Origin of the sequence: Brucella lupini (assembly GCF_002252535.1) — a bacterium.
In the GTDB taxonomy this organism is placed as follows: Bacteria; Pseudomonadota; Alphaproteobacteria; order Rhizobiales; family Rhizobiaceae; genus Brucella; species Brucella anthropi.
The window spans coordinates 226,229-250,501 of sequence record NZ_NNRN01000038.1; the positions used below are offsets into that span (position 1 = coordinate 226,229).

Consider the following 24,273-nt stretch of genomic DNA (forward strand, 5'->3'; position numbering starts at 1 on the left):
TTACGATACCTTCAGATCAAACTGCGGCTCGCCGCGCAGCGTATTACTGACCGTGCAGATTTCCTCAGCCATTTCGGCGAGACGATGCTTTTCGTCGTCGGTGAGGTCACCGCCGAAATGGAAGGTGATGTTGAACCGTTCGATACGCGACGGTCCTTCATGCGCCTTGTCGCCCTTCACTTCCACCCGCACATCGGTCAGCTTTTCCTTCAGTTCGAGCTTGGTGGCAGCAATGCGCGCGCTGAGCGCCATGCAGGCAGCGACCGACGAATAGATGAGATCGAGCGGATTGAAGCCCGCCTGACTGACACTCGTAACGAGCTCGACCACGCCGCCGGTCGGCGTGGTGATGACAGGCAGCTTTCCCTGCTGCATTTCGGCGACGGCGCCCGTCTCGCGGGTTCTGACTTTCAATTCGCTCATTCCTGAATTCTCCTGTAGTCCACATGCCGTGCCAGCCAGCAACCGACGGTCATGCCTGTTATCTCGCCTTTGGCGTCACGATGGAAGACAAGTTTCCATTCGCCCGGCGACGGCGCGTCCATCGAGCGCTGCACCGGCAGCAGCCAGACATCCGGTCCCGCCTCATAGAGCGAATACATATCGCTCTTGCCAAGAAACCCTTCAAAGGCCCCATAGAAAGCACCGCCCTCATTGACGATCAAAAGATCGGCCTCAAGTTCGTCGCTGCGATAGTGCCCCGCAATATCCTGCTTCGCCGCGCCTTTCAGGCGCTGCATTGTCAGGCTCAGATTTTCGTCCTCGCGCGCCAGATGGATCGTGTCGCCATCGCGGCGGATCGCGGTCATCGAGGAACGCGCTTCGTTCTCGCCCACGACGTCCATCATTTCCGGGCCAGTGCCGAAACGTGCCTTCATGCGTCCGCGTCCGGCATCTTCAAGGCTCAGCACGAGGCCGGTTTCATGGTCGAGCCATGAGCCGAACCATACGGCATCGGCTGCAACGCGAACCTGTTCCGATGTCGGGACGCCAAGCGCAATGTTCATCAGCTTGAAGGCGACGTCGGAAGCTCCGCCTTCAAAATTGAACATAGCGATTGTCGAAAGGCGCTCATCGGCGCAATGCCAGCGCTGGCAGCGCCAGCCGCGCAAAGCCCCGCCATGGCCGGTCAGGCGCTTGCCGCCCGTTTCCTCGAATTTGAGGCCGAGGCCGTAGGGAGCAGCAGCACCGTCGCTGAAAGTCTGAAGACCGCTCAGGCGACGATAGATTCCGCTTTCGTCGTCGCGGGTCGCATCGATGAACTGCTCCCAGGCAATCATGTCGTCCAGCGACGCGCAGATACCGGCATCACCCATCCAGTGGATGCGATTGACGGCAGGCAGGAAGCCACGCACCGTGTCGCCCTCATAGCCGGTGCATTCGTCGAACAGCGCGGTATCGGGGATAAGTTCTGCCGTCTTCATGCCCGCAGGCTGAAAAATACGTTCCGACAGAAGTTCGATAAGCGACCGGCCTGTATGCTGCTCGATCAGATCAGCCAGAATGCGGAAATTGCCGTTGCAGTAGGAATAATGCGTGCCCGGTGCAAAATGCGTGGTCTTCAGGCGGCGCAGCAGGCTTTGTGCCTGTTCGGGCAGAAAGACGCCTTCCGGATCGGCCCCGCACAGAACCGTCAGCGCCCAGTAATCACGCAGGCCCGACTGGTTGTTGCAAAGATCGCGCACGCTGGGACGCTTTTCAGCAAACTTGTCGAGATAGGCGGCAAGCGCATCATCAAGAACTTCCGGCTCGCCGACACTGTCGAGCAGAACGGCGCAGGTGAACTGCTTGCTGACCGAACAGATCGGCATGCGCGTTTCGGGCGTCATCGCCTTGCGAGTGGAAAGATCGGCAAAGCCCCATGCATGGCGCAGCACGACCTTGCCATCTTTCAGCACCGCGACCGCGCCACCTGGCCCTTTATAGTGCTGCGGAATGGTGCGAACGAAGGTTTCTAGCGCGGAAAGATCGAATTTTGACATGATGCTCAGGCGACTCAGATGAAAATCAACAGCCGCCACGAGGCATCATTTTGTCCGTTCGATCAAGGCCATGGCCGCATGCGGATTATGCGCCTTATAGCCGCTGATCACATAGAGATAGACATCGCGGGCGATATGGTCCGCAACAGGCGGCGTCACGGTCTTCAACCCTTCAGCGGGTTCTCCCGCCGCTATCGCCTTGGCGCGTGCAGCCCACTGATCGAGATGACTTTCACCATAGCCAAGCGGCTCGCTTTCCTTCGTTCCCATGATGCGAAGATAGGCGAAAGGTGCGGTCATATCGGCGAATTGCGGAAAGTCGCTGTCGCCTGCAATCACCACCGCTACGCCATATTCGCGCAGCAAGGCGATGAAGTCCGGTGAATTGAAACTGTCGTGACGCACCTCCACCGCATGGCGCACATCGCGCCCGTCGACACGCTTCGGCAGAAGCTTCAAAAACGCCTCGAAGTCCACGGGGTCGAACTTCTTCGTTCCCATGAATTGCCAGTTGACCACGCCGAGCTTGTCTTTCAGTTCCATCATGCCGCCGGTCATGAACCGTTCAATGCTCTCACCCGCCTCCGCCAGGACACGGCGATTGGTGGAAAAACGCGGTGCCTTCAGCGAAAACACAAAGCCTTCCGGCGTTTCATCGTGCCATTTGGCGAAGGTCGTGGGTTTCTGCGGGCCGTAATAAGTGCTGTTGATCTCGATGGATGTGAGCTTGCTCGATGCATATTCAAGCTGGCGCTTCTTCGACAGTTTTTCAGGATAGAAGCTCTTGTCCCACGGTTCATAGGCCCATCCGCCAATACCGACGCGGATCTTACCCGTGTTTTCCCTGGCCATCGCCATTCCTCCATACCGGTGCATCATGAGTTCATACAGTTTAGTCATGATGTTTAATCTGTATTCGCACCGCTGGCTATGTTCATATCAGCGTGCTTGACTGGGAGGAGAAGCAGGCGGCTGAACGTAAACTTTGCCGCGAGACTGAGGTTTATGCACCTGTCGGCCATTTGGGTGCGTCTGACCATGAGTTCCCGTTCCCCCAACACATGGATTGTCCCGGTTTTCGGGAGGATCTTTTTGAAAAGAGGCGGAGAAACCGTCCTTGCAAGGCGAGCCGGAATGGCGAGCGAGACATGGTGAGATTGAGGAAATGCATACAATGACGAGCAAACCCAATGCCCGTACCGGGGGCCAGATTTTGGTGGATGCGCTGCGCATCCACGGCACCGACCGGGTCTTCTGCGTCCCCGGCGAGAGCTATCTCGCTGCGCTTGACGCCTTTCATGATTCCAGCGACGCGATTGACCTGATCGTCTGCCGGCAGGAAGGCGGCGCGGCCTATATGGCGGAAGCCTATGGCAAGCTGACCGGCAAGCCGGGCATCTGCTTCGTCACACGCGGTCCCGGCGCAACAAACGCCTCTGTCGGTGTGCATACAGCTTTTCAGGATTCAACGCCGATGCTGCTCTTCATCGGTCAGGTCGCCAGCGATCAGGTCGAGCGCGAGGCATTTCAGGAAATCGACTATCGCCGCATGTTCGGCCAGATGGCCAAATGGGTCGTCCAGATCGACGATGCCGCCCGCATTCCAGAACTGGTCAGCCAAGCCTTCCACCGCGCCGTCAACGGTCGCCCCGGTCCTGTCGTGATCGCCCTGCCGGAAGACATGCTGACATCCTATGCCGCCATCAGCGACGCACCAGCCTTTAAACAGGTTCAGATGCATCCAGGTGCCGACCAGTTGCAGGACATGCAGGCGCTTCTTGCAAAGGCCGAACGGCCTCTGGTGATCGTCGGCGGTGGCGGCTGGAATGCGAGAGCCATCAGCGATCTGCAGAAATTTGCCGAGAACATGCACCTGCCCGTCGCGGCATCCTTCCGCTGCCAGGACATGTTCGACAACACTCACCCGCTCTATGCAGGCGAAATGGGAACCTCGATCAGCCCCAAGCTGGCGCAGCGCGTGCGTGATGCCGATCTGCTGATCGTGATTGGCGCCCGCCTCGGCGAAATGACGACACAGGGCTACGAACTCGTCTCCATTCCGGTGCCACAACAGAAGCTCGTCCATATCCATCCGGGTGCAGAGGAATTGGGCCGCGTCTATCATGCAGACGTTCCGGTCAATGCTTCCATGCCTGCCTTCTGTGCGGCGGCGGCAAAGCTTGCGCCGGTTGCTGATCCGCGCTGGAAATCATGGACCGACAGCGCCAATGCCGATTACCGCGACAACATCAAATCGCCGGTCATCCCCGGCGATGTGCAGATGGGCGAAGTGATGGAATGGCTGCGCGCACATCTGCCAGCCGACGCCATCATCACCAATGGCGCAGGCAACTATTCCGCCTGGCCGCATCGCTTCTACCAGTACCGCACCTATCGCAGCCAATTGGCACCCACCAACGGCTCGATGGGCTATGGCGTACCGGCTGCGGTCGCGGCCAAGCTCACCGCGCCGGAACGCACGGTTGTTGCCTTTGCAGGCGACGGCTGTTTCCTCATGAACGGTCAGGAACTGGCAACGGCGGCGCAATATGGTGCCAATGCCATCTTCATCGTCGTGAATAACGGCATGTATGGCACCATCCGTATGCATCAGGAGCGCACCTATCCGGGCCGCGTTTCAGGCACCGGCCTCGCCAATCCTGACTTCGCAGCGCTTGCCCGCGCCTATGGCCTGCATGGCGAAGTGGTGGAAAAGACGGCTGATTTTGCCCCTGCCTTCGAGGCTTGCGAAAAGTCCGGCAAGCCGGGCCTCATCGAAATCCGCATCGATCCGGAAGCGCTTTCACCGAAGATGAGCCTCAGCCAGATGCGCGAGCAGGGTCTGGCCAAGCAGCGATAGACGGACGCCAAATAAAAAAGCACGCTTTCTTCTCGGCCAAGAAGGAAGCGTGCACAAAGACATTTTCAATCACAACGCCCCCGGGTTATCTGTGATCCGGTGCAAGGGGGTGTACCGCACCGATAAAATGCCTTTCGGTCGCCGGAACGAATGTCCCGGCAATCCCACGATCAGGCCTGCGCTTCTCCACAGACCTGCTGCTTGTCGAGCGCTTCGATCATCAGCTCCACCGCTGACGAGATCGGCGCGACAATCGGAATATCGAAGCCGCCACGCAGTTGTTCCGCAGCTTCCCCGAGCGGCCCACCGCCGATGATGACCGCTTCGGCTCCATCCATGATGCAAAGCCGCACCGCCGCTTCCAGTTCTGTACGCAGACGCGCGCCATCGCGCGCCAGCTTCTCAGGGTCTCCGGGCGTGCAGCGAATACCCGTATAAAGATGCGACAGGCCTAGGCTTTCCGCCCGCGCCGCTATCGCATCGGCAAGATCCGGCGTTACCGTCGCAATGCCGAACCGTCGTCCATTCCGTGTTGCCTCGACCATCGAGGCCTCGCAAATGCCGAGAACCGGCACGGCCAGGCTCTCCTGCAGATGCACGACACCGGGATCGCCATAAGCGCTGACAATGACCCCGATGCAGTTTGAATTCTGCCCCCTGCCGATTTCTATGACCTGCGCCGCTGAAGCCATCAGCTGCTCGTCATTGACGATCATCGAAGGGCTGCGTGTCGCAGTGGCGGCTTCGATCCGAAGCCGCCCGTTCGCCTTCCGCCTGGCAATATCGAGCATCATCCCGCTCGTTGCCTCTGAGCTGTTTGGATTGATCAGCAGGACATAGGGGGATGATGCAGTCATGTTCAGGCCTGTTCTTTAGCAGTTTTTGTGAAATCGACCGTCGGCTCGTCGGCTTCCGCCGGCTGCGTCAAGTCTTCCATGGACCGACCATAGGTTTCCGGCCCAAGCTGGATGCAGAATGCGAAGATGGCATACATCGATGCGGCAAGGCCGAAGACACCAAGCATTCCGTATGTGTCGAACAAGACACCCGCAATCGTCGGCACGAAGGATCCGGCAGCCGAACCGCTCGCGAGGATGAGTGCCACACCGAAGCCGCGGATACGGGTCGGATAGAGTTCCGGCGCGTAAATCCAGATCGACGTGTTGAGCAACAGGACAAAGAACTGGAACAGCGCTCCGAAGAACAGCACCAGATAGATGTTCGTGCCCAGATAGATGATCGAAAGCGCTGCGGCACAGGCACAGACCGCACCCAGGCTGAGAACTTTCTTGCGCGGAAAGTAATAGCCGAATGCCGATGCTGCAATGGCACCGAGCACGCTGCCGCTCTGGATGATCATGCTGTAAAGAAGGCTGCCCGAAAGCGTGTAGCCCATCGAAACGAAAATCATTGGCATCAGCGTCAGGACGGAAAGCTGTGCGCCGTAGCTCATCAGGATCGCGATCGCCACAGGGACGGTGCGGCCAAGATAAGGCGCCTGGAACAGTTCCCTCCAATTGCCCTTGACAGGCTTGGTGTCACTGTCTTCCGACTTCGACAGATATTCAGTGACTTTCAGGTTCTTGGGTCGGAGTGATCCGGACGCCAGAATGGAAAGTACCTTGTTTGCTTCGTCGATCTTGCCTTGCGAGGCCAGAAAACGCGGTGTTTCCGGCACGTAACGGCGAAAGAAAACAACGAGGAAAGCGGGGATCGCCAGAACGGCGAAGAGCCAGCGCCAGTTGTCGTCGCCCGGAAAGAGCGTGAAAACCAGCAGGCCGAAAGCCGGGGCGAGGAAGTTGCCGAAACCGCCTGCGCCGACATTGACGAGACCGGCTGCAGTTCCACGGAACTTCGGCGAACAGAATTCGGCAAGCATCGTAACGGCAGTCGAAATTTCGCCGCCGACACCAAAGCCGACGATGGCGCGTGCGAGACAGAGCCAGCCGAAGCTCGGTGCGAGCGCACAAAGTGCGGAACCGACGGTGAAGAGAAGAAGATTGATCGTCAGCATGACACGGCGGCCGTACCGGTCGCCAAGAATGCCGGACAAGAGACGGCCAATGGCCGCGCTTGCGAAAGTGATGGTATTGAGGAAGCCGATATCGGCGCCCGACAGACCCCATTGTTCGCGAAGGATCGGCCCGACGAGGCCAATCGTGTTCTGCTCGAAACTGTCAAAGAGACAGCCGATCAGGATCAGCGCGAGAATCTGCTTGTGCGCAGTGGTCACGCCGATATTTCCCAATGCATTTTCCATCTGCTTGATGGCCGGTGACGTCGCACCGGATTGTATCATTTGTTCCCCTGCCATAACGGTCCAACTCCCATGATATTAGCCGTATGAAATTATTTTTTCATAATCAAACATCAGAAAATCAATTTTTACAAGCAATTTTTTATCGTTTATTTTCAGATAGATAATCTGCTCAAAGCTTAGGCGAAAAAGATGCAAAAATAGTCAAAAGCTGCTAATAGTTAGGCAATCTGAAAATATGATTTCATCAGGCGGCACATGAAACCCACCGAAAAGTCCTTTCTGACCCGCGTAAGAGACGTTATGGACGAACTGCCGCCAGCCGAAAAAAGGCTGGGTGAATTCGTATGTGATTTTCCAGGGGAACTGGCGAGCTATTCGGCGTCGGAACTGGCAGCTCTCGCCCATGTTTCCAACGCGACCGTGACGCGTTTCGTACAGCGCCTAGGTTATGACACCTATGAAGAATCCCGACGCCATGCCCGTGAGGAAAAACAGACGGGATCGCGTCTGTTTCTGTCGAGTGCCACCGATGCGGAGAGCGGCCAGTCCCTGTCTTCGCATGTCGGTCAGGGCATCGCCAATCTGGAAAAGACCTTTCTTTCCATACGCGAAACACAGATCGACGCCGTTGTGGAAGCAATGCTCGGCGCACGCAAGACATGGGTATTCGGCTTTCGCAGCAGCCAGCCTTTTGCGGCCTATCTGCAATGGCAGATGATACAGGTGGTGGACAATATCGTTGCGGTTCCCGGACCGGGCCAAACACTTGGCGAATATATTGCCAGCATCAGCCCTGACGATATGGTCATCGTCTTCGCGCTTCGCCGCCGTATTGCAAAAATGGACGACATCCTTGCCGCCATCGAAAAGCGTGGTGCGAAACTTCTCTACATCACCGATGAAGGCGCGCCGTTCCGGGCTTCCGCGCAATGGCATTTTCATTGCCAGACACTGGCACCCGGCCCGTTGTTCAATCACGTTGCGGTCATGGCGCTCTGCCATTTATTGACCACGCGGGCCATTGAAAAAGCAGGCGCTTCCGGACGAAAGCGCCTGCGTGATATCGAAGCCTCCGGCGACCTGCTCGAAGAGCTGTAAACCGGTTATTTTACAGGCGGCGCATACATGAGCCCGCCCTTGTTCCACAGCGCATTGATGCCGCGGTCGATCTTGAGCAGGCTGCCCTTGCCGATGGTGCGTTCAAACATTTCGCCATAATTGCCGATCTTGGAGACGACATTATAGGCCCATTTCGGCTCAAGGCCGAGCTGTTGGCCGCTATCGCCTTCCGATCCGAGGAAACGGCGCACGTCCGGCTTCTTGGAGTTCAGATCCGCATCAGCGGAGGCTTGCGTAATGCCCAGTTCCTCTGCCTCAAGCATTGCAAACAGCGTCCAGCGAACGATGTTGAACCATTTATCGTCGCCCTGGCGGACGGCAGGTCCAAGCGGCTCCTTGGAAATCACTTCCGGCAGAACGGTGAAAGCATCAGGTTCGGCAAGCTTCAGACGTTGCGCATAAAGTGCGGACGCGTCGGTCGTGTAAACATCACAGCGACCCGTTTCAAATGCCTTCAGGATGCCATCGGCAGAATCAATCACCACCGGTTCATACTTGATACTGTTGGCGCTGAAAAAATCAGCGGCGTTCTGTTCGGTGGTCGTGCCCTGCTCGGTGCAGACCGAAGCGCCGTCGAGCTTCAAGGCGCTATCGATACCCAGATCCTTACGGATCATGAAACCTTGACCGTCATAATAGGCGGTGCCGACGAAATGGATGCCCATGCCCGCATCACGCGAAAGCGTCCAGGTGGTCTGGCGCGAAAGCAGGTCGACCGTGCCGGATTGCAACGCCGTGAAGCGTTCCTTGGTCGAAAGCGGAATGAAGCTCACCTTGTCAGGATCGCCAAAGACTGCCGCCGATACCGCACGACAGAAATCAATATCGAAGCCGGTCCATTTGCCCTGATCGTCTGGCGACGAAAAGCCTGCAACGCCCTGACTGACGCCGCAATTGATCTTGCCGCGCTCCTTCACGGTCGAAAGCGTATCCGCCTGCGCCCCACTTTGAGCGGACATGGCAAAGCCCGCCGCCAATAACGAACCCAAAACTATTTTTTTCATTGTTCCTCCTCCCAGAGTTTCAGGCCAGAGTTTCGGCCCAGAATTTCGGCCCAGAATTTCGAAAAAGCCGATCCATTGCCCGGCAGCACGCCGCCGGGCTTGTTGTTTGTTCAGTTATCCGACTACGAACTACTTCAGTGCAGCCGCGAAGCTGTCCTCCAGAACGCTCAGCAGATGATCGGCATTGGCACGCGTGAAGATCATCGGCGGGCGCATTTTCAGGACATTGTCGAACGGACCTTCAGTCCCCATCAGAATGCCGCGTTCGCGCGCGCCATCATTGATCTTCTTGGCCAGAGCCGTTGCCGGTTCCTTGGTCTTGCGATCCGTGACCAGTTCGATACCGAGGAACAGCCCCTGCCCGCGCACATCACCGATGATATCGAAGCGCTTCTGCATCGAGCGGAACCCGTCGATGAGATAGTTGCCGATATCAAGCGCGTTGCGGCGCAGATCGTTGCGCTCAATGACATCCAGCACTGCCAGACCTGCCGCGCAGGAAACCGGATTGCCGCCAAACGTGTTGAAATATTCCATGCCATTGTTGAAACTGCTGGCTATTTCACGGGTCGTTACCACTGCCGACATCGGATGGCCGTTGCCGATAGGCTTGCCCATGGTGACGATATCCGGCACCACATCCTGCATTTCGAACGCCCACCAGTGGCTGCCGACACGACCGAAGCCAACCTGCACCTCATCCGCGATGCAGACACCACCAGCCGCCCGCACCATCGCGTAGACTTCCTGCAGATAGCCTTTCGGCAGGAAGACCTGACCGGCGACGCTCGGGATCGACTCGGCAATGAAATAAGCCGGGCCGCGTCCAAGGCTTTTGATGGCCTCGATCTGCTCGGCAATACTTTCAGCAAAGCGCTTGCCATGTTCTGCCAGCGGCCAATTTTCCGGCGCGCGGTAGCTGTCAGGGATGACGGCCTCAAACACGTGATCCGGACGTCCTTTGCCGCCCTTGCGCTTATATTTATAAGGGCTGAGATCGATCAGCTCCTGGGTCGTGCCGTGATAGGCCCAGTCGAGCACCAGCGCATCGCGCTGGCCCGAATGCGCGCGTGCCATACGCAGCGCCAGACTGTTCGCCTCACTGCCCGAGCAGGCAAACGAGGCCACCGTCAAACCTTCGGGCAAAGTCGCAGTCAGGCGCTCCGCATAGGAAACGATGTTGTCGTGCAGATAGCGCGTATTGGTGTTGAGGATTGCGGCCTGTCTGGCAATCGCCTCCACCACCTGCGGATGAGCGTGGCCGAGATGGCAGACATTGTTGAAGCAATCGAGATAGGCGCGGCCCCGATTGTCGATCAGCCATGCGCCTTCACCACGCACGAACTTGATCGGCTCGGAGTAGGAGATGGAGAGGTTCGGCAGCAGAATATCCTTGCGGGCGCTGACGATCTCGGCGCGCGTGCGACCGGTCTGGTGAAAGGCTTCCGCCGGAATATCGGCAAGAGCTGCGGCATCCGGGAAGATATCGGCCCAAACATCAAGATAGGCATGTTCGCCGACGCCCAGAATTTCCGCTGCCGTGAGGCCGGTATCCGTCGAAATCTGGAAATGGAGATGCGGTGTCCAACCTCCATTCTCGTGCATGTCGCCCATCTGGCCGACGAGATCACCGGCGGCCAGTTTCTGCCCCGGCTTCAGGCGGGACACAGCCTCATGCGCCATATGGCCCCAGAGCGTGATGAAAGGCGGGCAGCCTTCCGACTGATGTTCCAGCGCAATCAGGCCGCCGTAGCCAAGTGGCGCGGTCTCGATCTCGACGCTTTTCACAACAGCTGCAAGCGGCGTGTAGACGGGCGTGCCTGCAGGCATGAACAGGTCAAGGCCCAGATGGTGGACACGCCGCTCGCCTTCGACAAAGCGTGAACGAAACGCCTCATCGGTATAGACAGTACGCTTTTCGCCCCATGGACCGATGCCGAGCTGCACATGGTTGCGAGCGCAGAAATCGTCCCACCAGGCGGTGGCTTCTTTCGGGCGCTGCCCGGCAGAATCGACCGTCATCACATGGGCCGGGTCGCCATAGGGCACCAGCGCCTTGGTCATCGTCGCCGGATGCGGGCGAACGATGGGGGCGAGGTTCTTTCGGTTGGCACTGATCCAGTCACGCACTGCACCAGCACCGTCGACAGCATCGAAACCGCATGCCTTGCGCAGGATGGCGGTGGCGAAGCGCGCGTTCATGGCATCAAGCTTGTGCAGAAGCCGCCATGCAGGTGCTTCGCTGATCGCAAGATAAGGATTGTCGCCGGTCTTCTCGCGGCGCGAAGCCGACAGCGTGACGCTGGTGACGAGGCGCATCGCAATCAGATCGAATATGAGATCGATTTCCTGCGGCAAAAGCGGATATTTCGCATGGAACCCGGCAGCGAGGGCCGCAGCTGCACCAATCGGGTCGTCCATATCCAGAATGGAATAGGCAGCGGCAATTGCCACTTCGGCAACCAGAACGGTGTGAACCGCATCGCCGAAATCGATCAGCCCGGCAATACGTTCATTATCCTGCGGATCAACCAGCACATTCCAGTCATTGGCATCGCTGTGGATCACCTGTGCACGCTGGAGCGGCAGCTTCGGCGCGATATCGCGCTCGAAACGGACAAGGAAGCGCTCGACGACGGCGCGATCTTCCGGCTTGTCGATGAAATGCAGACGGTCACGCGCCCGTCCGGCGTGGCGCACATCCCAGTCAAAATCACGCAAGGCGCCCGGATGAATGAAGCCCTGCAAGGCGCGGTCCAGCTGCCCCAGCGCACCGCCCAGATTGTGCATCAGCGCCTTGGTGCGCCTGACCTCGGCCAGCGGCGTGCCCGGCAGCCAGCTTGCCACCCGCAGCGCATGGGGCTTGCCCTTTTCCTTTTCGATAGAGGCCAGCACCTCACCCGACAGGCTCGCCTTCAGGCGCGGTACGGCAAGCGCCGGATCAGCCTTGGCCAGATGCTGCAGCAGCGCGGTCTGGAATTCGCTTTCAACGCGCGGTTCGCTGGCATTCACGACCTTCAGAATCCAGTCCCCCGATCCATTGCCCGTCTTCAGCCGGAAATTGCGATCACGCTCGCTGTCGAGCGGCGAGGCACTCGCCGTCACGCCGAAATGAAGCTGGGCCAGCACTTCAGCCTCTTGCGGAGAAAAATCGGGGGCGGGATGCGAAATATCGGTCATGGGAGGCGCTTCACGGGTTGAATATGAATGGGAAGTAACAGGATGAGCTTGGCATGTCCGCGATTTTCAGGCATCAGACAAGGCGTCGGTCAGACCGGCACTTTGCCGGAATGGACCGGCACATTTACGATAATACGAAAGAACCGACCATGCGGGAACTGGATGCGAAGGATCGCGAGATACTGGCCATTCTCTCCAAGGAAGCGCGCATTCCGCTGAAAACCCTGGCGGGACGCATCGGTCTTTCGCGCAGTGCAACCGGAGAGCGTGTCGCCAATCTTGAGAAAAATGGCGTCATTCGCGGTTACAGGGCAGACATCGGCCAGATCGACAGGAACGTCATCCGCGCCATGATTCTGGTCAGCCTCAAGCGTACACCGGCACTCGGTCTCCTCGATGAGCTGGCGCGCCACGCCGAGGTGCGTCGGGTATCGTCGGTGAGTGGCCAGCTCGATTTGATCGTCGAGGTTGAAGTCCCCACCATAGACCGCCTCAACAGCCTGCGTGATCTCATCGCCACTCATGAAACTGTAGAGGATCTCACTACAGCAATCGTGCTTCGCCGGGATATCGAGCGCGAAACCGTCTGAAATTCAGTTATACAACTTTAGTTTGGACTACTACAATTTAAGGTAGACATTCTACCATAAGTCGAACATAACGCCTCCGGGTTGAAAAGGAGGGGACATGAAGACGCTTAATCTATTCATTATCGGGTTCGGCTTTACCGCACTCGTCATTACTTGCATTTTCGCCATTGGCGGCGGCACTATCTGATCAGTAACGAACGACAATCTCATTACAATATCATGCCCGTAGCAGGGGTTCCCCGAGGAAGATTGCTGAAGATTCGCGCACAGCGCGGATCATGAAATCGCTCAGCACCCGGATTCGCGGTGCAGCCACCACATCGATGTGACAGCTCATCCAATATTCACGCACCAGATGCATCTCGCGCGGCAGAACCGGAACCAATTCCGGATGCCGGCTGGCGATGAAGTAAGGCAGCACGCACAAGCCATAGCCAATCTGCGTGGCGATCAGTTGCGCATGAATACTGGAACTTTGATAGGTGCAGCGCTGCCCTGGCAGGATTTCGCGCATGTAATCAAGGCCCGGCGTGAAAACCATGTCGTCGATGTAACCAATGAACGGATGCCGGGCCATATCCTCGCGCGTCCTGATCGGCGGATGCCGCTCCAGATAATCGCGATGACCATAGATGAAGAGCCGATAAGGCGTCAGCTTCTCGCTGTGATAGGGCCCGGTACGCGGCATATGCAGCGTGATCGACAATTCCGCCTCGCGGCGCGACAGCGACATGATCTGCTGGATCGTCACCACTTCCACGAACAGGCTCGGATAGGATTGCGCCAGCACAGGCAGACGGTCGGCAAGAAAGAAATTGCCGAAACCTTCCAGCGTCGAGAGACGCACGACACCTGACAGCGCCGCCAGATTGCCGGTAGCCTCGGTCTGGAACTTCATCGCCTCGCGCTCCATGACCTCGGCAGAGTTCACCAGCCGTTCGCCGATGGGCGTCAGTAGGTAACCGCGCGGATTGCGCTCGAAAAGCTTGGTCGCAAGGGCCTGTTCCAGCCGGTCGATCCGGCGCAGAACAGTGACATGGCTGGTGCGCAATTGCCGCGCCGCCGTGGAGAGCTGGCCGGTGCGCGCAACCGCCAGAAAATATTGCAGATCGTCCCATGTGAACTGCCGCATGCACCCCTCCCAAACAGTTGCAGTGGCCCCCGCCTCTCTATCTGTACGTTTTCGAACAGACGGTGTTCAAAAATTGTTGTTCGTGTACGCATTTGTCAATGCTACCGTTTCAAAAAGTAGCTCCGTCGAAAATGCCAGACAGGTTTGCGTCAGGAGCTGCAATAAAGAAAGAAACGCCCGGGGCGGAGGAACAAATCGGGCGGAAGCAGAGGGCGAACGGCACAGAGGAAAAGCCGTTTCCTGATCTCGAAAGACTGCTTCACTACAGCATTGGCCGGAAAATCGGAATCGATTTTCAGAAAGCACAATGCGTAGATTCAATAGTTTAGAGCGTCGTTTGTACGTCCGTAAGGATGCATGGCGCTCTGAAGAATGCCGTGCGGGTTTTCCGTGGCGGTTTTGGTGTTATTGGGAGGAGCACTTCATGAAATGTCTCGCACTTGCAACGGCAGCGCTTTTCGCCGCCACGGCTATCTCGTCGGCAGCGGAAATTTCCGACGGCAAGGTCAAGATCGGCATTCTGAACGATCAATCCGGCGTTTATGCCGATTTCGGCGGCAAATGGTCGTTCGAGGCTGCCAAGATGGCGGCTGAAGATTTCGGCGGCAAAGTGCTCGATGTGCCGATTGAGATCATCACGGCGGACCACCAGAACAAGCCGGACGTCGCCTCGAACATCGCGCGCCAGTGGTACGACACCGAGCAGGTCGATTCCATCATGGAACTGACAACCTCGTCGGTCGGCCTCGCCGTACAGGCCCTTTCCAAGGACAAGAAGAAGATCACCATCAACACAGGTGCGGCCACATCGGAACTGACCGGCAAGCAGTGCACGCCTTATGGCTTCCATTGGGCCTATGACACCCATGCGCTTGCAGTCGGCACCGGCGGCTCGCTTGTGCAGCAGGGCGGCGATACCTGGTACTTCCTCACTGCCGACTATGCTTTCGGCTACTCGCTGGAAGAGCAGACAAGCAAATTCGTCGAATCCAAGGGCGGCAAAGTTCTGGGTTCCGTGCGCCACCCGCTGGCAACCACTGATTATTCCTCCTTCCTGCTGCAGGCACAGGCCTCCGGCGCCAAGGTGGTCGGCCTTGCCAATGCAGGTCTCGATACGTCCAACGCCATCAAGCAGGCGGCTGAATTCGGCATCGTCGCCGGTGGCCAGCGCCTCGCGGCCCTGCTCTTTACCCTGTCGGAAGTGCACGGTCTGGGCCTCGAAGCCGCTCAAGGCCTGACGCTGACCGAAGGTTTTTACTGGGATCGCGACGATGAATCGCGCGAATTCGGCAAGCGTTTCTTCGAGCGCACGGGCCGTATGCCGAACATGATCCAGGCAGGCACCTATTCCGCTGTCACTCAATATCTGAAGGCGATCAAGGAAGCCGGAACCGACGAAACCGAGGCCGTTGCCAAGAAGCTTCATGAAATGCCGGTCGAAGACGTCTTTGCCCGTCACGGCAAGGTCGGCGCCAACGGACGCATGATCTACGACATGTATCTGATGGAAGTGAAGAAGCCTGATGAAAGCAAGGCGCCTTGGGATTACTATAAGGTTCTTGCAACCATTCCCGGCGATCAGGCCTACATGAAGCCGGAAGAAAGCGGCTGCCCGCTGGTAACGCAGTAAAAAGAGGCTGGTTGAATGAACGCAGCAACTGGCAATATGACGGCCCTGCATGAAGCAGGGCCGAACGATGGTGGCTCATCCGGCAAGACCGTTCTTTCGGCACGCGGACTGGGCAAGTCTTTTGGCGGCTTTCATGCAGTCAAGAATGTCGATCTCGACGTGGAACATGCTCGTGTTCACGCGTTGATCGGCCCCAACGGTGCAGGCAAGACCACTGTTTTCAACCTCCTGACCAAGTTCTTGCAGCCATCGAGTGGCGAGATCACGCTTCTGGGCGAAACCATCACCAAGACCGATCCAGCCAAGGTGGCCCGCATGGGGTTGGTGCGCTCGTTCCAGATTTCGGCCACCTTTCCGCACCTGACCGTGCTGGAAAATGTAAAGGTCGCATTGCAGCGTCCCAATGGGCTTGCCACACAGTTCTGGCGCTCGCTGTCAGCACTCGACCGGCTCGACGCACAGGCCATCGAGCTTCTGGAGCGGGTCGGCCTTGCCGATGCCCGTCATGCGCTGGCCGCCGATCTGTCCTATGGCCGCAAGCGCGCGCTCGAAATCGCCACCACGCTGGCGCTCGATCCGAAGGTCCTGCTGCTCGATGAGCCGATGGCGGGCATGGGCCATGAAGATGTCCATACCATTGCCGCCCTCATTGCCGATGTGGCGAAGGATCGCGCGGTCTTGATGGTCGAACACAATCTCAAGGTGGTGGCCGACATTGCCCACCACGTCACGGTGCTGCAGCGCGGCGAAATTCTCGCCTCCGGCGATTATGCCACCGTCTCCAAGGACGAGCGCGTGCGCACCGCCTATATGGGAACCGAACATGAATAGAGGCCAACCGCTATTATCCGTGCGCGGGCTCAATGCCTGGTATGGCGAAAGCCATGCCCTGCACGGCGTCGACCTCGATATCTGGCCCGGCGAAACCATCACGCTTCTGGGCCGCAACGGCGTCGGCAAGACGACGACGCTGCGTGCCATCATGGGCATCATCCGCAAGCGCACCGGCACCATCACGCTCGACGGCAAGGACATCATGCGCGTGCCGCTGCATCGCATCGCCCATGCCGGTCTCGGTTTTGTGCCCGAAGAGCGCGGCATCTTTGCCACCTTGAGCGTGCATGAAAACCTGCTTTTGCCGCCTGTCGTCGCCAAAGGCAGTCAGGGCACGATGTCGCTTGACGAAATCTACGAACTCTTTCCCAATCTGCATGAGCGCCGTAACAGCCCCGGCACCAAGCTTTCAGGCGGCGAACAGCAGATGCTGGCGATCGCACGCATCCTGCGCACCGGGGTCAAGGTGCTGCTGCTCGACGAGCCTACCGAAGGTCTTGCGCCCGTTATCGTGCAGCGCATCGGTGATGTGCTGGTGGAGTTGAAAAAACGTGGCATGACGGTGTTGCTGGTTGAGCAGAATTTCCGCTTCGCCGCCAAGGTCGCTGACCGCTTTTATCTCATGGATCATGGCGTGGTGACGGAAAACTTCCCCACCGCCGAACTGCCCGCCCGCATGGCGGCGCTCAACGAAGCGCTGGGGGTATGACACGATGACAATGATTTTTGGAATACCTTTGCAGGCACTTCTCGGGCAGTTGCTGGTCGGCCTCATCAACGGCTCCTTCTATGCCATGCTGAGTCTCGGCCTTGCCATCATCTTCGGGCTTCTGCGCATCATCAATTTCGCTCATGGCGCGCAATATATGCTGGGTGCCTTTGTCGGCTATCTGCTGTTGAGCTGGCTCGGCATCGGCTACTGGCCAGCGCTGATCCTCGCTCCGCTTATCGTCGGCCTTGGTGGCGCGATCATCGAGCGCGTGGCCCTGTCGCGGCTCTACAATCTCGATCCGCTCTATGGCCTGCTCTTCACCTTCGGCCTTGCCCTCGTGATCGAAGGCACGTTCCGCTATTATTATGGCGCTGCCGGTCAGCCCTATGCCGTGCCGCCTTCGCTTGCGGGCGGGCACAATCTCGGCTTCATGTTCCTGCCGAACTATCGCGCCTGGGTCGTCGTCGCCTCGCTTTTCGTCTGCCTCGGCACCTGGCTCCTGATCGAAAAGACCAAGCTCGGCGCCTATCTGCGCGCCGCCACCGAAAACCCGACACTGGTCAAAGCCTTCGGCATCAATGTGCCGTTGCTCCTCACCTTCACCTATGCGTTGGGTGCGGCGCTTGCCGGTGTTGCGGGCATCATGGCCGCGCCGATCTATCAGGTCAGCCCGCTAATGGGGTCCAACATCATCATCGTGGTCTTTGCCGTGGTGGTCGTCGGCGGCATGGGCTCGATCCTTGGCGCCATCATCACCGGCTATGTGCTGGGGCTGGCGGAAGGCCTCACCAAGGTCTTCTATCCGGAAGCCTCCAGCATCGTCATCTTCGTCATCATGGCTATCGTCCTTCTGGTTCGACCCGCCGGACTGTTCGGGAAGGAGGCCTGATATGGCTGATACTGCTCTCAAGACCGCTCTCAGGGCCACCGCAGCCCCGCGCGACAGCAAGGCGCCTGCCGTCAACAGCCTCTCGGTCATCGTCCTCGGCATTGCCCTTGTGGGACTACTGGCAGCGCCCTTCATGGTCTACCCCATCTTCCTGATGAAGATGTTGTGTTTTGCGCTGTTCGCCTCTGCCTTCAACCTTCTGTTGGGCTATACTGGCATTCTGTCCTTCGGCCATGCAGCCTTCTTCGGCGGCGCGGCCTATATCACGGCCCATACGGTGAAAGTCTGGGGCGTCACGCCGGAACTCGGCCTCGTACTCGGCGTTCTCGCCGCAGCCGCCCTTGGCCTCGTCATCGGTTATCTCGCCATTCGCCGTCAGGGCATCTATTCGACGATGATTACGCTGGCATTGGCGCAGATGTTCTTCTTCTTCTGCCTGCAAGCCACCTTCACCCATGGCGAAGACGGATTGCAGGGCGTGCCGCGTGGATATCTCTTCGGCATCATCGACCTCAACCAGCCGATGAACATGTATTATTTCGTGCTGGCCGTGTTCGTCCTTGGTGTCTTCGTTATCTGGCGCATCATCAATTCGCCCTTCGGCATGATCCTGAAGTCGGTACGCGAAAACGAGAACCGCGCGGTTTCGCTCGGCTATTCCGTCAACCGCTACAAGCTTGCAGCCTTCGTCATGTCGGCAGCACTCGCGGGTCTTGCAGGCGGCCTGAAGGCGCTTGTCTTCCAGTTTGCAACGCTGACCGATGTCGGCTGGCAGATGTCGGGCGAAGTGATCCTCATGACGCTTCTGGGCGGTATCGGAACACTCATAGGCCCCATCGTCGGCGCTGCCTTCGTCGTCGCGCTGCAGAACTATCTCGCAACATCCGACTTCCCGGTAACGATCGTGACGGGCGTCATCTTCATGGCATGCGTCCTCCTCTTCCGTAAGGGAATCGTAGGCGAGTTCTATGCATCGCGAATTGGAAAGAAACTCTTCGGCTAACCAACATTTCGGGAGCCGCACGCTCGTTCGATAGCGGCTCCGCCTTTTACTGGATATGAGATCATGACCGACACCTACGATTACATCGTGGTTGGCGCGGGCACGGCAGGTTGCGCCCTCGCGAACCGGCTTTCCGCAGACCAGAACCGCTCCGTGCTGCTGCTGGAGGCAGGCGGAAAGGACAATTACGCCTGGATCCACATCCCGGTCGGCTATCTCTATTGCATCGGCAATCCACGCACCGACTGGTGCTTTACCACAGAGGCCGAGCCGGGGCTGAACGGTCGTTCGCTCGGCTATCCGCGCGGCAAGGTGTTGGGCGGCTGCTCGTCGATCAACGGCATGATCTATATGCGCGGTCAGGCCCGCGATTATGATCTGTGGCGTCAGGCCGGATGCGAAGGCTGGGGCTGGGATGATGTCCTGCCACTCTTCAAGAAATCGGAAGATTATTTTGCAGGTGCCAGCGATCTGCATGGCGCGGGCGGCGAATGGCGCGTCGAGAGCGCTCGCCTGCACTGGGATATTCTGGATGCCTTCCGCGATGCAGCCGTCTCGGCGGGCATCCCCGCCACCGACGATTTCAATCGCGGCGACAATGAAGGCGTGTCCTATTTCAAGGTCAACCAGAAGCGCGGCATTCGCTGGAACACGGCCAAAGCCTTTCTGCGCCCGGCATTGGATCGCAAGAACCTCACCGTCGAAACCGGTGCGCATGTGCGCCGCATCGAGATCGAGGAGTTGCGTGCCACCGGCGTCACCTTCGACCAGAACGGCACCACCCGCACGGTGAAGGCAAAGCGTGAGGTCATTCTTGCTGCCGGTGCGGTCGGCTCGCCGCAAATTCTCGAATTGTCGGGCATCGGGCGCGGCGACGTGCTGCAGCAAGCGGGCATTCCGATCAAGCTGGAGCGCAGGCAACTCGGCGAAAACCTGCAGGATCACCTGCAATTGCGCTGCGCATACAAGGTTACCGGTATTCCGACGCTCAACGAAAAGGCAAGCAAGCTTGTCGGCAAGGCAATGATCGGGCTGGAATATCTGCTGCGCCGTTCGGGGCCTATGTCCATGGCGCCAAGCCAGCTCGGCGTCTTCACCCGCTCCGACCCGTCCTACGAGACCGCCAATCTGCAATATCACGTGCAGCCGCTCAGTCTGGAAAAATTCGGCGAGGCTGTGCACCCCTTCCCTGCCTTCACGGCAAGCGTGTGCAATCTGCGCCCCGACAGTCGCGGCTCGATCCACATCAAGTCACCGGATCATCGTTCACAACCGGCAATCAGGCCGAATTATCTCACCACCGAAAGCGACCGCCGCGTTGCCGCCGACGCAATCCGCATCACGCGCCATATCGTGGCACAGGCTCCATTGCAGAAGTTCCGCCCGCAGGAATTCAAGCCCGGCCCGAGCTATGAAACACAGGAGCAGCTGGAAAGGGCGGCGGGCGATATCGGTACCACGATTTTCCATCCGGTCGGCACCTGCCGCATGGGGCAGGATGCGGAAGCAATCGTCGATCCGCGCCTGCGCTTCAATGGCATTGCGGGCCTGCGCGTTGCCGACGCCTCGGTCATGCCGACCATCACTTCCGGCAACACCAACTCGCCGACTCTCATGATCGCCGAGAAGGCCGCACAGATGATTATCGCCGATAACCGCTAGAACCAGATTTCCGAGTGCCCGGTCAGCGGAAATGGCAATCCGCTCACCGTCTCGTGAACGCAATTTCGGCATCATGGCTTCGGCAAATTCTGAAATAATTTTCCTTGTTTATTGCCTGACAAAAGGGAATTATCGGCAACAAGGTGGGCAGGGGGAGAAAGATCATCTCAAAAGATCGCTTTCCGGGACCGGCTCTCCAAAGTTTTTAAACAAGGAAAACAAAATGTCGTCAGTCCTTTCCCGCTACACGCTGACCCGTCGCGCCGGTCTGAAAGCCCTTCTCTTCACCGCAGCCGCACTGACTGTCGGCTTCGCGTCGGCACCGAGCCACGCAGAAGACAAGACCATCAAGGTCGGCATCATGGGCGGTGAAGACGAAGACGTCTGGAAAGTCGTTGCCGAAGAAGGCAAGAAGCACGGCCTCAACATCGAGCGCGTGACCTTCAACGATTACAACCAGCCGAATGAAGCTCTGGAACGCAAGGAAATCGACGCCAACGCCTTCCAACACAAGCCTTATCTCGATGAGCAGGTCAAGCAGCACGGCTACAAGATCAGCGTCGCCGGCTACACCGCCGTCTGGCCGATCGGCATTTATTCGCGCAAGCACAAGAGCCTTGACGAACTGAAGGAAGGCGCGGTCGTCGGCGTGCCGAACGATCCGTCAAACGAAGGCCGCGCCCTTCGCGTTCTGGAAGAAAAAGGCCTCATCAAGCTGAAGCCGGATGCAGGCATTCTGGCCACCCCGATCGACATCGTTGAAAACCCGAAGAAGCTTGAGATCAAGGAACTCGACGCCGGTGTTGTCGGCCGTTCCATCGATGACCTCGATGCAGCCATCGTGAACAACGATTGGGCAGCAAAGGCAGGCCTCAAGAAGGAAGAGGCAATCGGCTGGGAATCGAAGGAAAACAACCCGTACAACAACTTCATCGCGGTCCGCACCGAAGATGAAAACGCCGAATGGGTGAAAAACCTCGTGGCTTCGTTCCAGAACGACGCCGTGAAGGCCGAAATCGACCGTGCCTACAAGGGCACCGGCATCCCGGCCTGGAAATAATCGCTTTTGAAGCTTGAAAGACCGCGCCGGAACCGTTTCCGGCGCGGCTTTTATTGACGTACCGACAAAAATTGCCCTAAAGCATCGCCACAGCAAAAGCTGATGGCTTGAGCCAGGCATCATCCTTCCTTGAAGCCTTATCGAATGAATCAAGCCGCTGTTCGCAGCGGCGCATCAAACTATAGAAGAAACGACCGTGACCATTGAAAAGCCACCCGCCACATCAGCGCCCATCGTCGAGATGAAAGACGTGCGCCGAATGTTCGGCGATACGGCAGCTATCAACGGCGTTTCGCTTTCCGTCGCGCGCGGCGAAATTCTCGGCATCATCGGTCGCAGCGGCGCGGGCAAGTCCACGCTGATCCGTTGCGTCAACGGCCTTGAAAAGCCGGACGCCGGTTCGATCCTGATCGAAGGTCGCGAAATCACTGGTCTTGGCGAAGACGCACTGCGCCCCTTGCGCCGCCGCATCGGCATGGTGTTCCAGCATTTCAATCTGCTTTCGGCCAAGACGGTTGCGGAAAACATCGCTTTGCCGCTGAAGATCGCGGGCAAGCCGAAGGCCGAACGCGCCAGGCGTGTTGCGGAACTTCTGGAACTGGTCGGCCTTTCCGACAAGGCAAAGCATTATCCAGCCCAGCTTTCCGGTGGTCAGAAACAGCGCGTCGGCATTGCCCGCGCCCTTGCTGCCGAACCGGCTGTGCTGCTTTCGGACGAAGCAACGTCCGCGCTCGACCCGGAAACTACCCAGTCCATTCTGGCGCTGCTGAAAGACATCAACACCAAGCTCGGCCTTACCATCCTGCTCATCACGCATGAGATGGAAGTCATCCGCCGCATTGCCGACCGCGTCATCGTGCTCGACCACGGCGCTATCGCCGAGGAAGGTCCGGTCTGGAAAGTCTTCGCCAATCCGCAATCGCCCGTCACGCAAAGCATGTTGCAGGTGCTGACGCCGGAACTGCCTGCCGTCTGGCGTGATCGGCTGGAAAAATCCGGCGCCCTCGCCGTGCTGAAGGTAAAGCTGTCGGGCGCAGCCGCAAAAGGCGCATTCTTCAACGATGTGACAGTGACCACCGGCCTTGTGCCGCAACTGATCCATGGCGGCATGGATACGATCCAGGGAGAGCCAGTCGGCACGCTCTTCATCGGCCTGCCCGCTGAGGACAAGGCGAAACTCGACGCCGCAATCACCTATCTCAACACCCATGCAGACGCCACGGAGGTACTCGGCTATGTCTCAGGCGATGCTTGATCTTCTCTGGCGCTCCTTCTGGGAGACCATCATCATGACCGGCTTTTCGAGCCTGATCTCGCTTGTCGTCGGTCTGCCGCTCGCACTCATCATGATCCTGACTGAACGGGGTGGCCTCGCACAGAACCTGACGCTGAACACGATCCTCGGCGCCATCATCAATGGCTTCCGCTCGGTTCCGTTCATCATTCTGCTGGTGGCGCTCATTCCCGTCACGCGCTTCATCGTCGGCACGTCCATCGGCACATGGGCCTCCATCGTGCCGCTTTCCATTGCCGCTATTCCCTATTATGCGCGTATTGCGGAAGTGTCGTTGCGTGAAGTGGACCACGGCCTCATCGAAGCCGCGCGCTCCATGGGTGCAAACCGCTGGACCATCGTGCGCGAAGTGCTGGTTCCGGAAGCCCTGCCGGGCATCATTGCGGGCTTCACGGTCACGATCATCACTCTGGTCGGCGCATCGGCAATGGCGGGCGCCATCGGTGCTGGCGGTCTCGGCGATCTTGCCATTCGCTATGGCTATCAGCGCTTCGAGACGCAGATCATGATCGCAGTCGTGATCATCCTCATCATCATGGTTTGCGGCATCCAGTGGATCGGCGACCGGCTGGTAAGCCGTCTGGACAAGCGCAACCTGCGCGCCTGACCCTTTACTGGTCCGCTTATCTTTTCCTCTCGCGGAAACCCGCTTCCAGCGTGTTTCCGTCGGGATCGAAGACCAGTGCCGCGTAATAGCCCATCTCTTCCGGTCCCTGATAGCCGGGGCCGCCGCTATCCCTGCCGCCTGCCTTCAGCGCGGCCTCATGAAACGCCTCCACCGCCTCGCGGCTTCCGGCTGTAAACATCAGGTGCAGGCGGTCGCCGGGCTTGTCCTCGCCAGCGCCTGCACCATCGTGGCTGCCATGGATCCACAGAAACGGAACCGGCGCCCGCTCTCCCCCGCTGACGAAGAAACCGCTGCCTGATCGGGCAATGACCTCCAGGCCAAGTTCAGGCATGCAGCTTTCGTAAAAGGAAAGGCTGCGATTGACGTTGCGGGCTTTGAATCCGATGTGATCGAAGAGCGACATAAGATTCAATATATCGCGGCCAACTATAAAG

At 58.4% G+C, this 24,273-nt stretch carries 21 protein-coding genes; 12 read left to right on the forward strand and 9 right to left on the reverse strand.

All coding sequences use genetic code 11. The annotated features are described in order from the left end of the window. Genes CES86_RS07370 through CES86_RS07380 form a run of 3 tightly spaced genes read right to left on the reverse strand, consistent with a single transcriptional unit; the run spans position 1 to position 2,834 of the window. Positions 1 to 423, reverse strand: a complete 423-nt coding sequence (locus CES86_RS07370) for an OsmC family protein (protein ID WP_094514043.1) — start codon at positions 421 to 423, stop codon at positions 1 to 3. Further along, positions 420 to 1,982: a D-aminopeptidase gene (locus tag CES86_RS07375; protein WP_094514045.1), complete on the reverse strand. Its 1,563-nt coding sequence runs from the start codon at positions 1,980 to 1,982 to the stop codon at positions 420 to 422. Before CES86_RS07375 ends, CES86_RS07370 begins: the two co-directional genes overlap by 4 nt. 45 nt (positions 1,983 to 2,027) lie before the next feature. Further along, positions 2,028 to 2,834: a DUF72 domain-containing protein gene (locus CES86_RS07380; RefSeq protein WP_010659479.1), complete on the reverse strand. Its 807-nt coding sequence runs from the start codon at positions 2,832 to 2,834 to the stop codon at positions 2,028 to 2,030. A gap of 322 nt (positions 2,835 to 3,156) precedes the next feature. Here CES86_RS07380 and CES86_RS07385 point away from each other — a divergent pair, with 322 nt between their 5' ends. Next, on the forward strand, positions 3,157 to 4,842 hold the full coding sequence (locus CES86_RS07385; protein ID WP_094514046.1) for a thiamine pyrophosphate-binding protein: 1,686 nt from the start codon (positions 3,157 to 3,159) through the stop codon (positions 4,840 to 4,842). 170 nt (positions 4,843 to 5,012) lie between these two features. Here the strand turns inward: CES86_RS07385 and CES86_RS07390 are convergent, their stop codons facing one another. Together CES86_RS07390 and CES86_RS07395 are read right to left on the reverse strand one after the other, a co-directional pair. Next, positions 5,013 to 5,699, reverse strand: coding sequence for an aspartate/glutamate racemase family protein (locus tag CES86_RS07390; RefSeq protein ID WP_012091477.1), 687 nt, complete (start codon positions 5,697 to 5,699; stop codon positions 5,013 to 5,015). A gap of 2 nt (positions 5,700 to 5,701) precedes the next feature. Then, complete coding sequence (locus CES86_RS07395) at positions 5,702 to 7,156, reverse strand: MFS transporter (protein WP_167387101.1); 1,455 nt, start codon at positions 7,154 to 7,156, stop codon at positions 5,702 to 5,704. Between the two features lie 201 nt (positions 7,157 to 7,357). Between CES86_RS07395 and CES86_RS07400 the strand changes: the two genes are divergently transcribed. After that, on the forward strand, positions 7,358 to 8,200 hold the full coding sequence (locus tag CES86_RS07400; RefSeq protein ID WP_010659475.1) for a MurR/RpiR family transcriptional regulator: 843 nt from the start codon (positions 7,358 to 7,360) through the stop codon (positions 8,198 to 8,200). Positions 8,201 to 8,205: 5 nt separating this feature from the next. Here CES86_RS07400 and CES86_RS07405 read toward each other — a convergent pair whose 3' ends face one another. Both CES86_RS07405 and CES86_RS07410 read right to left on the reverse strand, forming a co-directional pair. Then, complete coding sequence (locus tag CES86_RS07405) at positions 8,206 to 9,225, reverse strand: amino acid ABC transporter substrate-binding protein (RefSeq protein ID WP_012091476.1); 1,020 nt, start codon at positions 9,223 to 9,225, stop codon at positions 8,206 to 8,208. Positions 9,226 to 9,354: 129 nt separating this feature from the next. Beyond that, positions 9,355 to 12,405, reverse strand: a complete 3,051-nt coding sequence (locus CES86_RS07410; protein WP_094514049.1) for an aminotransferase class III-fold pyridoxal phosphate-dependent enzyme — start codon at positions 12,403 to 12,405, stop codon at positions 9,355 to 9,357. A 149-nt stretch (positions 12,406 to 12,554) separates the two neighbouring features. Here CES86_RS07410 and CES86_RS07415 point away from each other — a divergent pair, with 149 nt between their 5' ends. Further along, complete coding sequence (locus CES86_RS07415) at positions 12,555 to 12,995, forward strand: Lrp/AsnC family transcriptional regulator (RefSeq protein WP_010659472.1); 441 nt, start codon at positions 12,555 to 12,557, stop codon at positions 12,993 to 12,995. A 217-nt stretch (positions 12,996 to 13,212) separates the two neighbouring features. Here CES86_RS07415 and CES86_RS07420 read toward each other — a convergent pair whose 3' ends face one another. After that, complete coding sequence (locus CES86_RS07420) at positions 13,213 to 14,127, reverse strand: LysR family transcriptional regulator (RefSeq protein ID WP_012091474.1); 915 nt, start codon at positions 14,125 to 14,127, stop codon at positions 13,213 to 13,215. Between the two features lie 424 nt (positions 14,128 to 14,551). Here CES86_RS07420 and CES86_RS07430 point away from each other — a divergent pair, with 424 nt between their 5' ends. The 9 genes from CES86_RS07430 (at position 14,552) to CES86_RS07470 (ending at position 23,818) form a co-directional block, all read left to right on the forward strand. Continuing rightward, positions 14,552 to 15,757 (forward strand): ABC transporter substrate-binding protein, encoded by a 1,206-nt coding sequence (locus CES86_RS07430; RefSeq protein ID WP_094514051.1) that lies wholly within the window; start codon positions 14,552 to 14,554, stop codon positions 15,755 to 15,757. A gap of 15 nt (positions 15,758 to 15,772) precedes the next feature. Continuing rightward, positions 15,773 to 16,588 (forward strand): ABC transporter ATP-binding protein, encoded by an 816-nt coding sequence (locus tag CES86_RS07435; RefSeq protein ID WP_010659468.1) that lies wholly within the window; start codon positions 15,773 to 15,775, stop codon positions 16,586 to 16,588. Further along, positions 16,581 to 17,300: an ABC transporter ATP-binding protein gene (locus tag CES86_RS07440; RefSeq protein ID WP_010659467.1), complete on the forward strand. Its 720-nt coding sequence runs from the start codon at positions 16,581 to 16,583 to the stop codon at positions 17,298 to 17,300. The genes CES86_RS07435 and CES86_RS07440 overlap by 8 nt, the downstream gene beginning before the upstream one ends. A 4-nt stretch (positions 17,301 to 17,304) precedes the next feature. After that, entirely contained in the window at positions 17,305 to 18,192 is an 888-nt protein-coding gene (locus tag CES86_RS07445) for a branched-chain amino acid ABC transporter permease (protein WP_010659466.1), read from the forward strand. Between the two features lies 1 nt (position 18,193). Further along, a complete protein-coding gene (locus tag CES86_RS07450; RefSeq protein WP_094514052.1) occupies positions 18,194 to 19,195 on the forward strand; it encodes a branched-chain amino acid ABC transporter permease in 1,002 nt (333 codons plus the stop codon). Between the two features lie 63 nt (positions 19,196 to 19,258). Continuing rightward, the gene (locus CES86_RS07455) at positions 19,259 to 20,857 is read left to right on the forward strand and encodes a GMC family oxidoreductase (protein ID WP_094514054.1); all 1,599 of its coding nucleotides are present in this window, start codon (positions 19,259 to 19,261) and stop codon (positions 20,855 to 20,857) included. A 223-nt stretch (positions 20,858 to 21,080) separates the two neighbouring features. Next, positions 21,081 to 21,917: a MetQ/NlpA family ABC transporter substrate-binding protein gene (locus CES86_RS07460; protein WP_010659463.1), complete on the forward strand. Its 837-nt coding sequence runs from the start codon at positions 21,081 to 21,083 to the stop codon at positions 21,915 to 21,917. Positions 21,918 to 22,113: 196 nt separating this feature from the next. Beyond that, positions 22,114 to 23,172, forward strand: a complete 1,059-nt coding sequence (locus tag CES86_RS07465) for a methionine ABC transporter ATP-binding protein (protein ID WP_094514056.1) — start codon at positions 22,114 to 22,116, stop codon at positions 23,170 to 23,172. Next, positions 23,153 to 23,818, forward strand: coding sequence for a methionine ABC transporter permease (locus CES86_RS07470; protein ID WP_010659461.1), 666 nt, complete (start codon positions 23,153 to 23,155; stop codon positions 23,816 to 23,818). The genes CES86_RS07465 and CES86_RS07470 overlap by 20 nt, the downstream gene beginning before the upstream one ends. Before the next feature lie 16 nt (positions 23,819 to 23,834). On the opposite strand, the gene CES86_RS07475 is transcribed toward CES86_RS07470, so the two are convergent. Then, positions 23,835 to 24,242: a VOC family protein gene (locus CES86_RS07475; RefSeq protein ID WP_010659460.1), complete on the reverse strand. Its 408-nt coding sequence runs from the start codon at positions 24,240 to 24,242 to the stop codon at positions 23,835 to 23,837. Positions 24,243 to 24,273: the final 31 nt, after the last annotated feature.

Excerpts from the sequence above, each read along its gene's own strand:
- CES86_RS07470 (WP_010659461.1), top strand. The coding sequence starts at position 23,153 with ATGTCTCAGGCGATGCTTGATCTTCTCTGGCGCTCCTTCTGGGAGACC.
- CES86_RS07410 (WP_094514049.1), bottom strand. The coding sequence starts at position 12,405 with ATGACCGATATTTCGCATCCCGCCCCCGATTTTTCTCCGCAAGAGGCT.
- CES86_RS07370 (WP_094514043.1), bottom strand. The coding sequence starts at position 423 with ATGAGCGAATTGAAAGTCAGAACCCGCGAGACGGGCGCCGTCGCCGAA.
- CES86_RS07420 (WP_012091474.1), bottom strand. The coding sequence starts at position 14,127 with ATGCGGCAGTTCACATGGGACGATCTGCAATATTTTCTGGCGGTTGCG.
- CES86_RS07455 (WP_094514054.1), top strand. The coding sequence starts at position 19,259 with ATGACCGACACCTACGATTACATCGTGGTTGGCGCGGGCACGGCAGGT.
- CES86_RS07440 (WP_010659467.1), top strand. The coding sequence starts at position 16,581 with ATGAATAGAGGCCAACCGCTATTATCCGTGCGCGGGCTCAATGCCTGG.
- CES86_RS07415 (WP_010659472.1), top strand. The coding sequence starts at position 12,555 with ATGCGGGAACTGGATGCGAAGGATCGCGAGATACTGGCCATTCTCTCC.
- CES86_RS07385 (WP_094514046.1), top strand. The coding sequence starts at position 3,157 with ATGACGAGCAAACCCAATGCCCGTACCGGGGGCCAGATTTTGGTGGAT.
- CES86_RS07450 (WP_094514052.1), top strand. The coding sequence starts at position 18,194 with ATGGCTGATACTGCTCTCAAGACCGCTCTCAGGGCCACCGCAGCCCCG.
- CES86_RS07430 (WP_094514051.1), top strand. The coding sequence starts at position 14,552 with ATGAAATGTCTCGCACTTGCAACGGCAGCGCTTTTCGCCGCCACGGCT.
- CES86_RS07445 (WP_010659466.1), top strand. The coding sequence starts at position 17,305 with ATGACAATGATTTTTGGAATACCTTTGCAGGCACTTCTCGGGCAGTTG.
- CES86_RS07475 (WP_010659460.1), bottom strand. The coding sequence starts at position 24,242 with ATGTCGCTCTTCGATCACATCGGATTCAAAGCCCGCAACGTCAATCGC.
- CES86_RS07390 (WP_012091477.1), bottom strand. The coding sequence starts at position 5,699 with ATGACTGCATCATCCCCCTATGTCCTGCTGATCAATCCAAACAGCTCA.
- CES86_RS07435 (WP_010659468.1), top strand. The coding sequence starts at position 15,773 with ATGAACGCAGCAACTGGCAATATGACGGCCCTGCATGAAGCAGGGCCG.
- CES86_RS07395 (WP_167387101.1), bottom strand. The coding sequence starts at position 7,156 with ATGGCAGGGGAACAAATGATACAATCCGGTGCGACGTCACCGGCCATC.
- CES86_RS07380 (WP_010659479.1), bottom strand. The coding sequence starts at position 2,834 with ATGGCCAGGGAAAACACGGGTAAGATCCGCGTCGGTATTGGCGGATGG.
- CES86_RS07400 (WP_010659475.1), top strand. The coding sequence starts at position 7,358 with ATGAAACCCACCGAAAAGTCCTTTCTGACCCGCGTAAGAGACGTTATG.
- CES86_RS07375 (WP_094514045.1), bottom strand. The coding sequence starts at position 1,982 with ATGTCAAAATTCGATCTTTCCGCGCTAGAAACCTTCGTTCGCACCATT.
- CES86_RS07460 (WP_010659463.1), top strand. The coding sequence starts at position 21,081 with ATGTCGTCAGTCCTTTCCCGCTACACGCTGACCCGTCGCGCCGGTCTG.
- CES86_RS07405 (WP_012091476.1), bottom strand. The coding sequence starts at position 9,225 with ATGAAAAAAATAGTTTTGGGTTCGTTATTGGCGGCGGGCTTTGCCATG.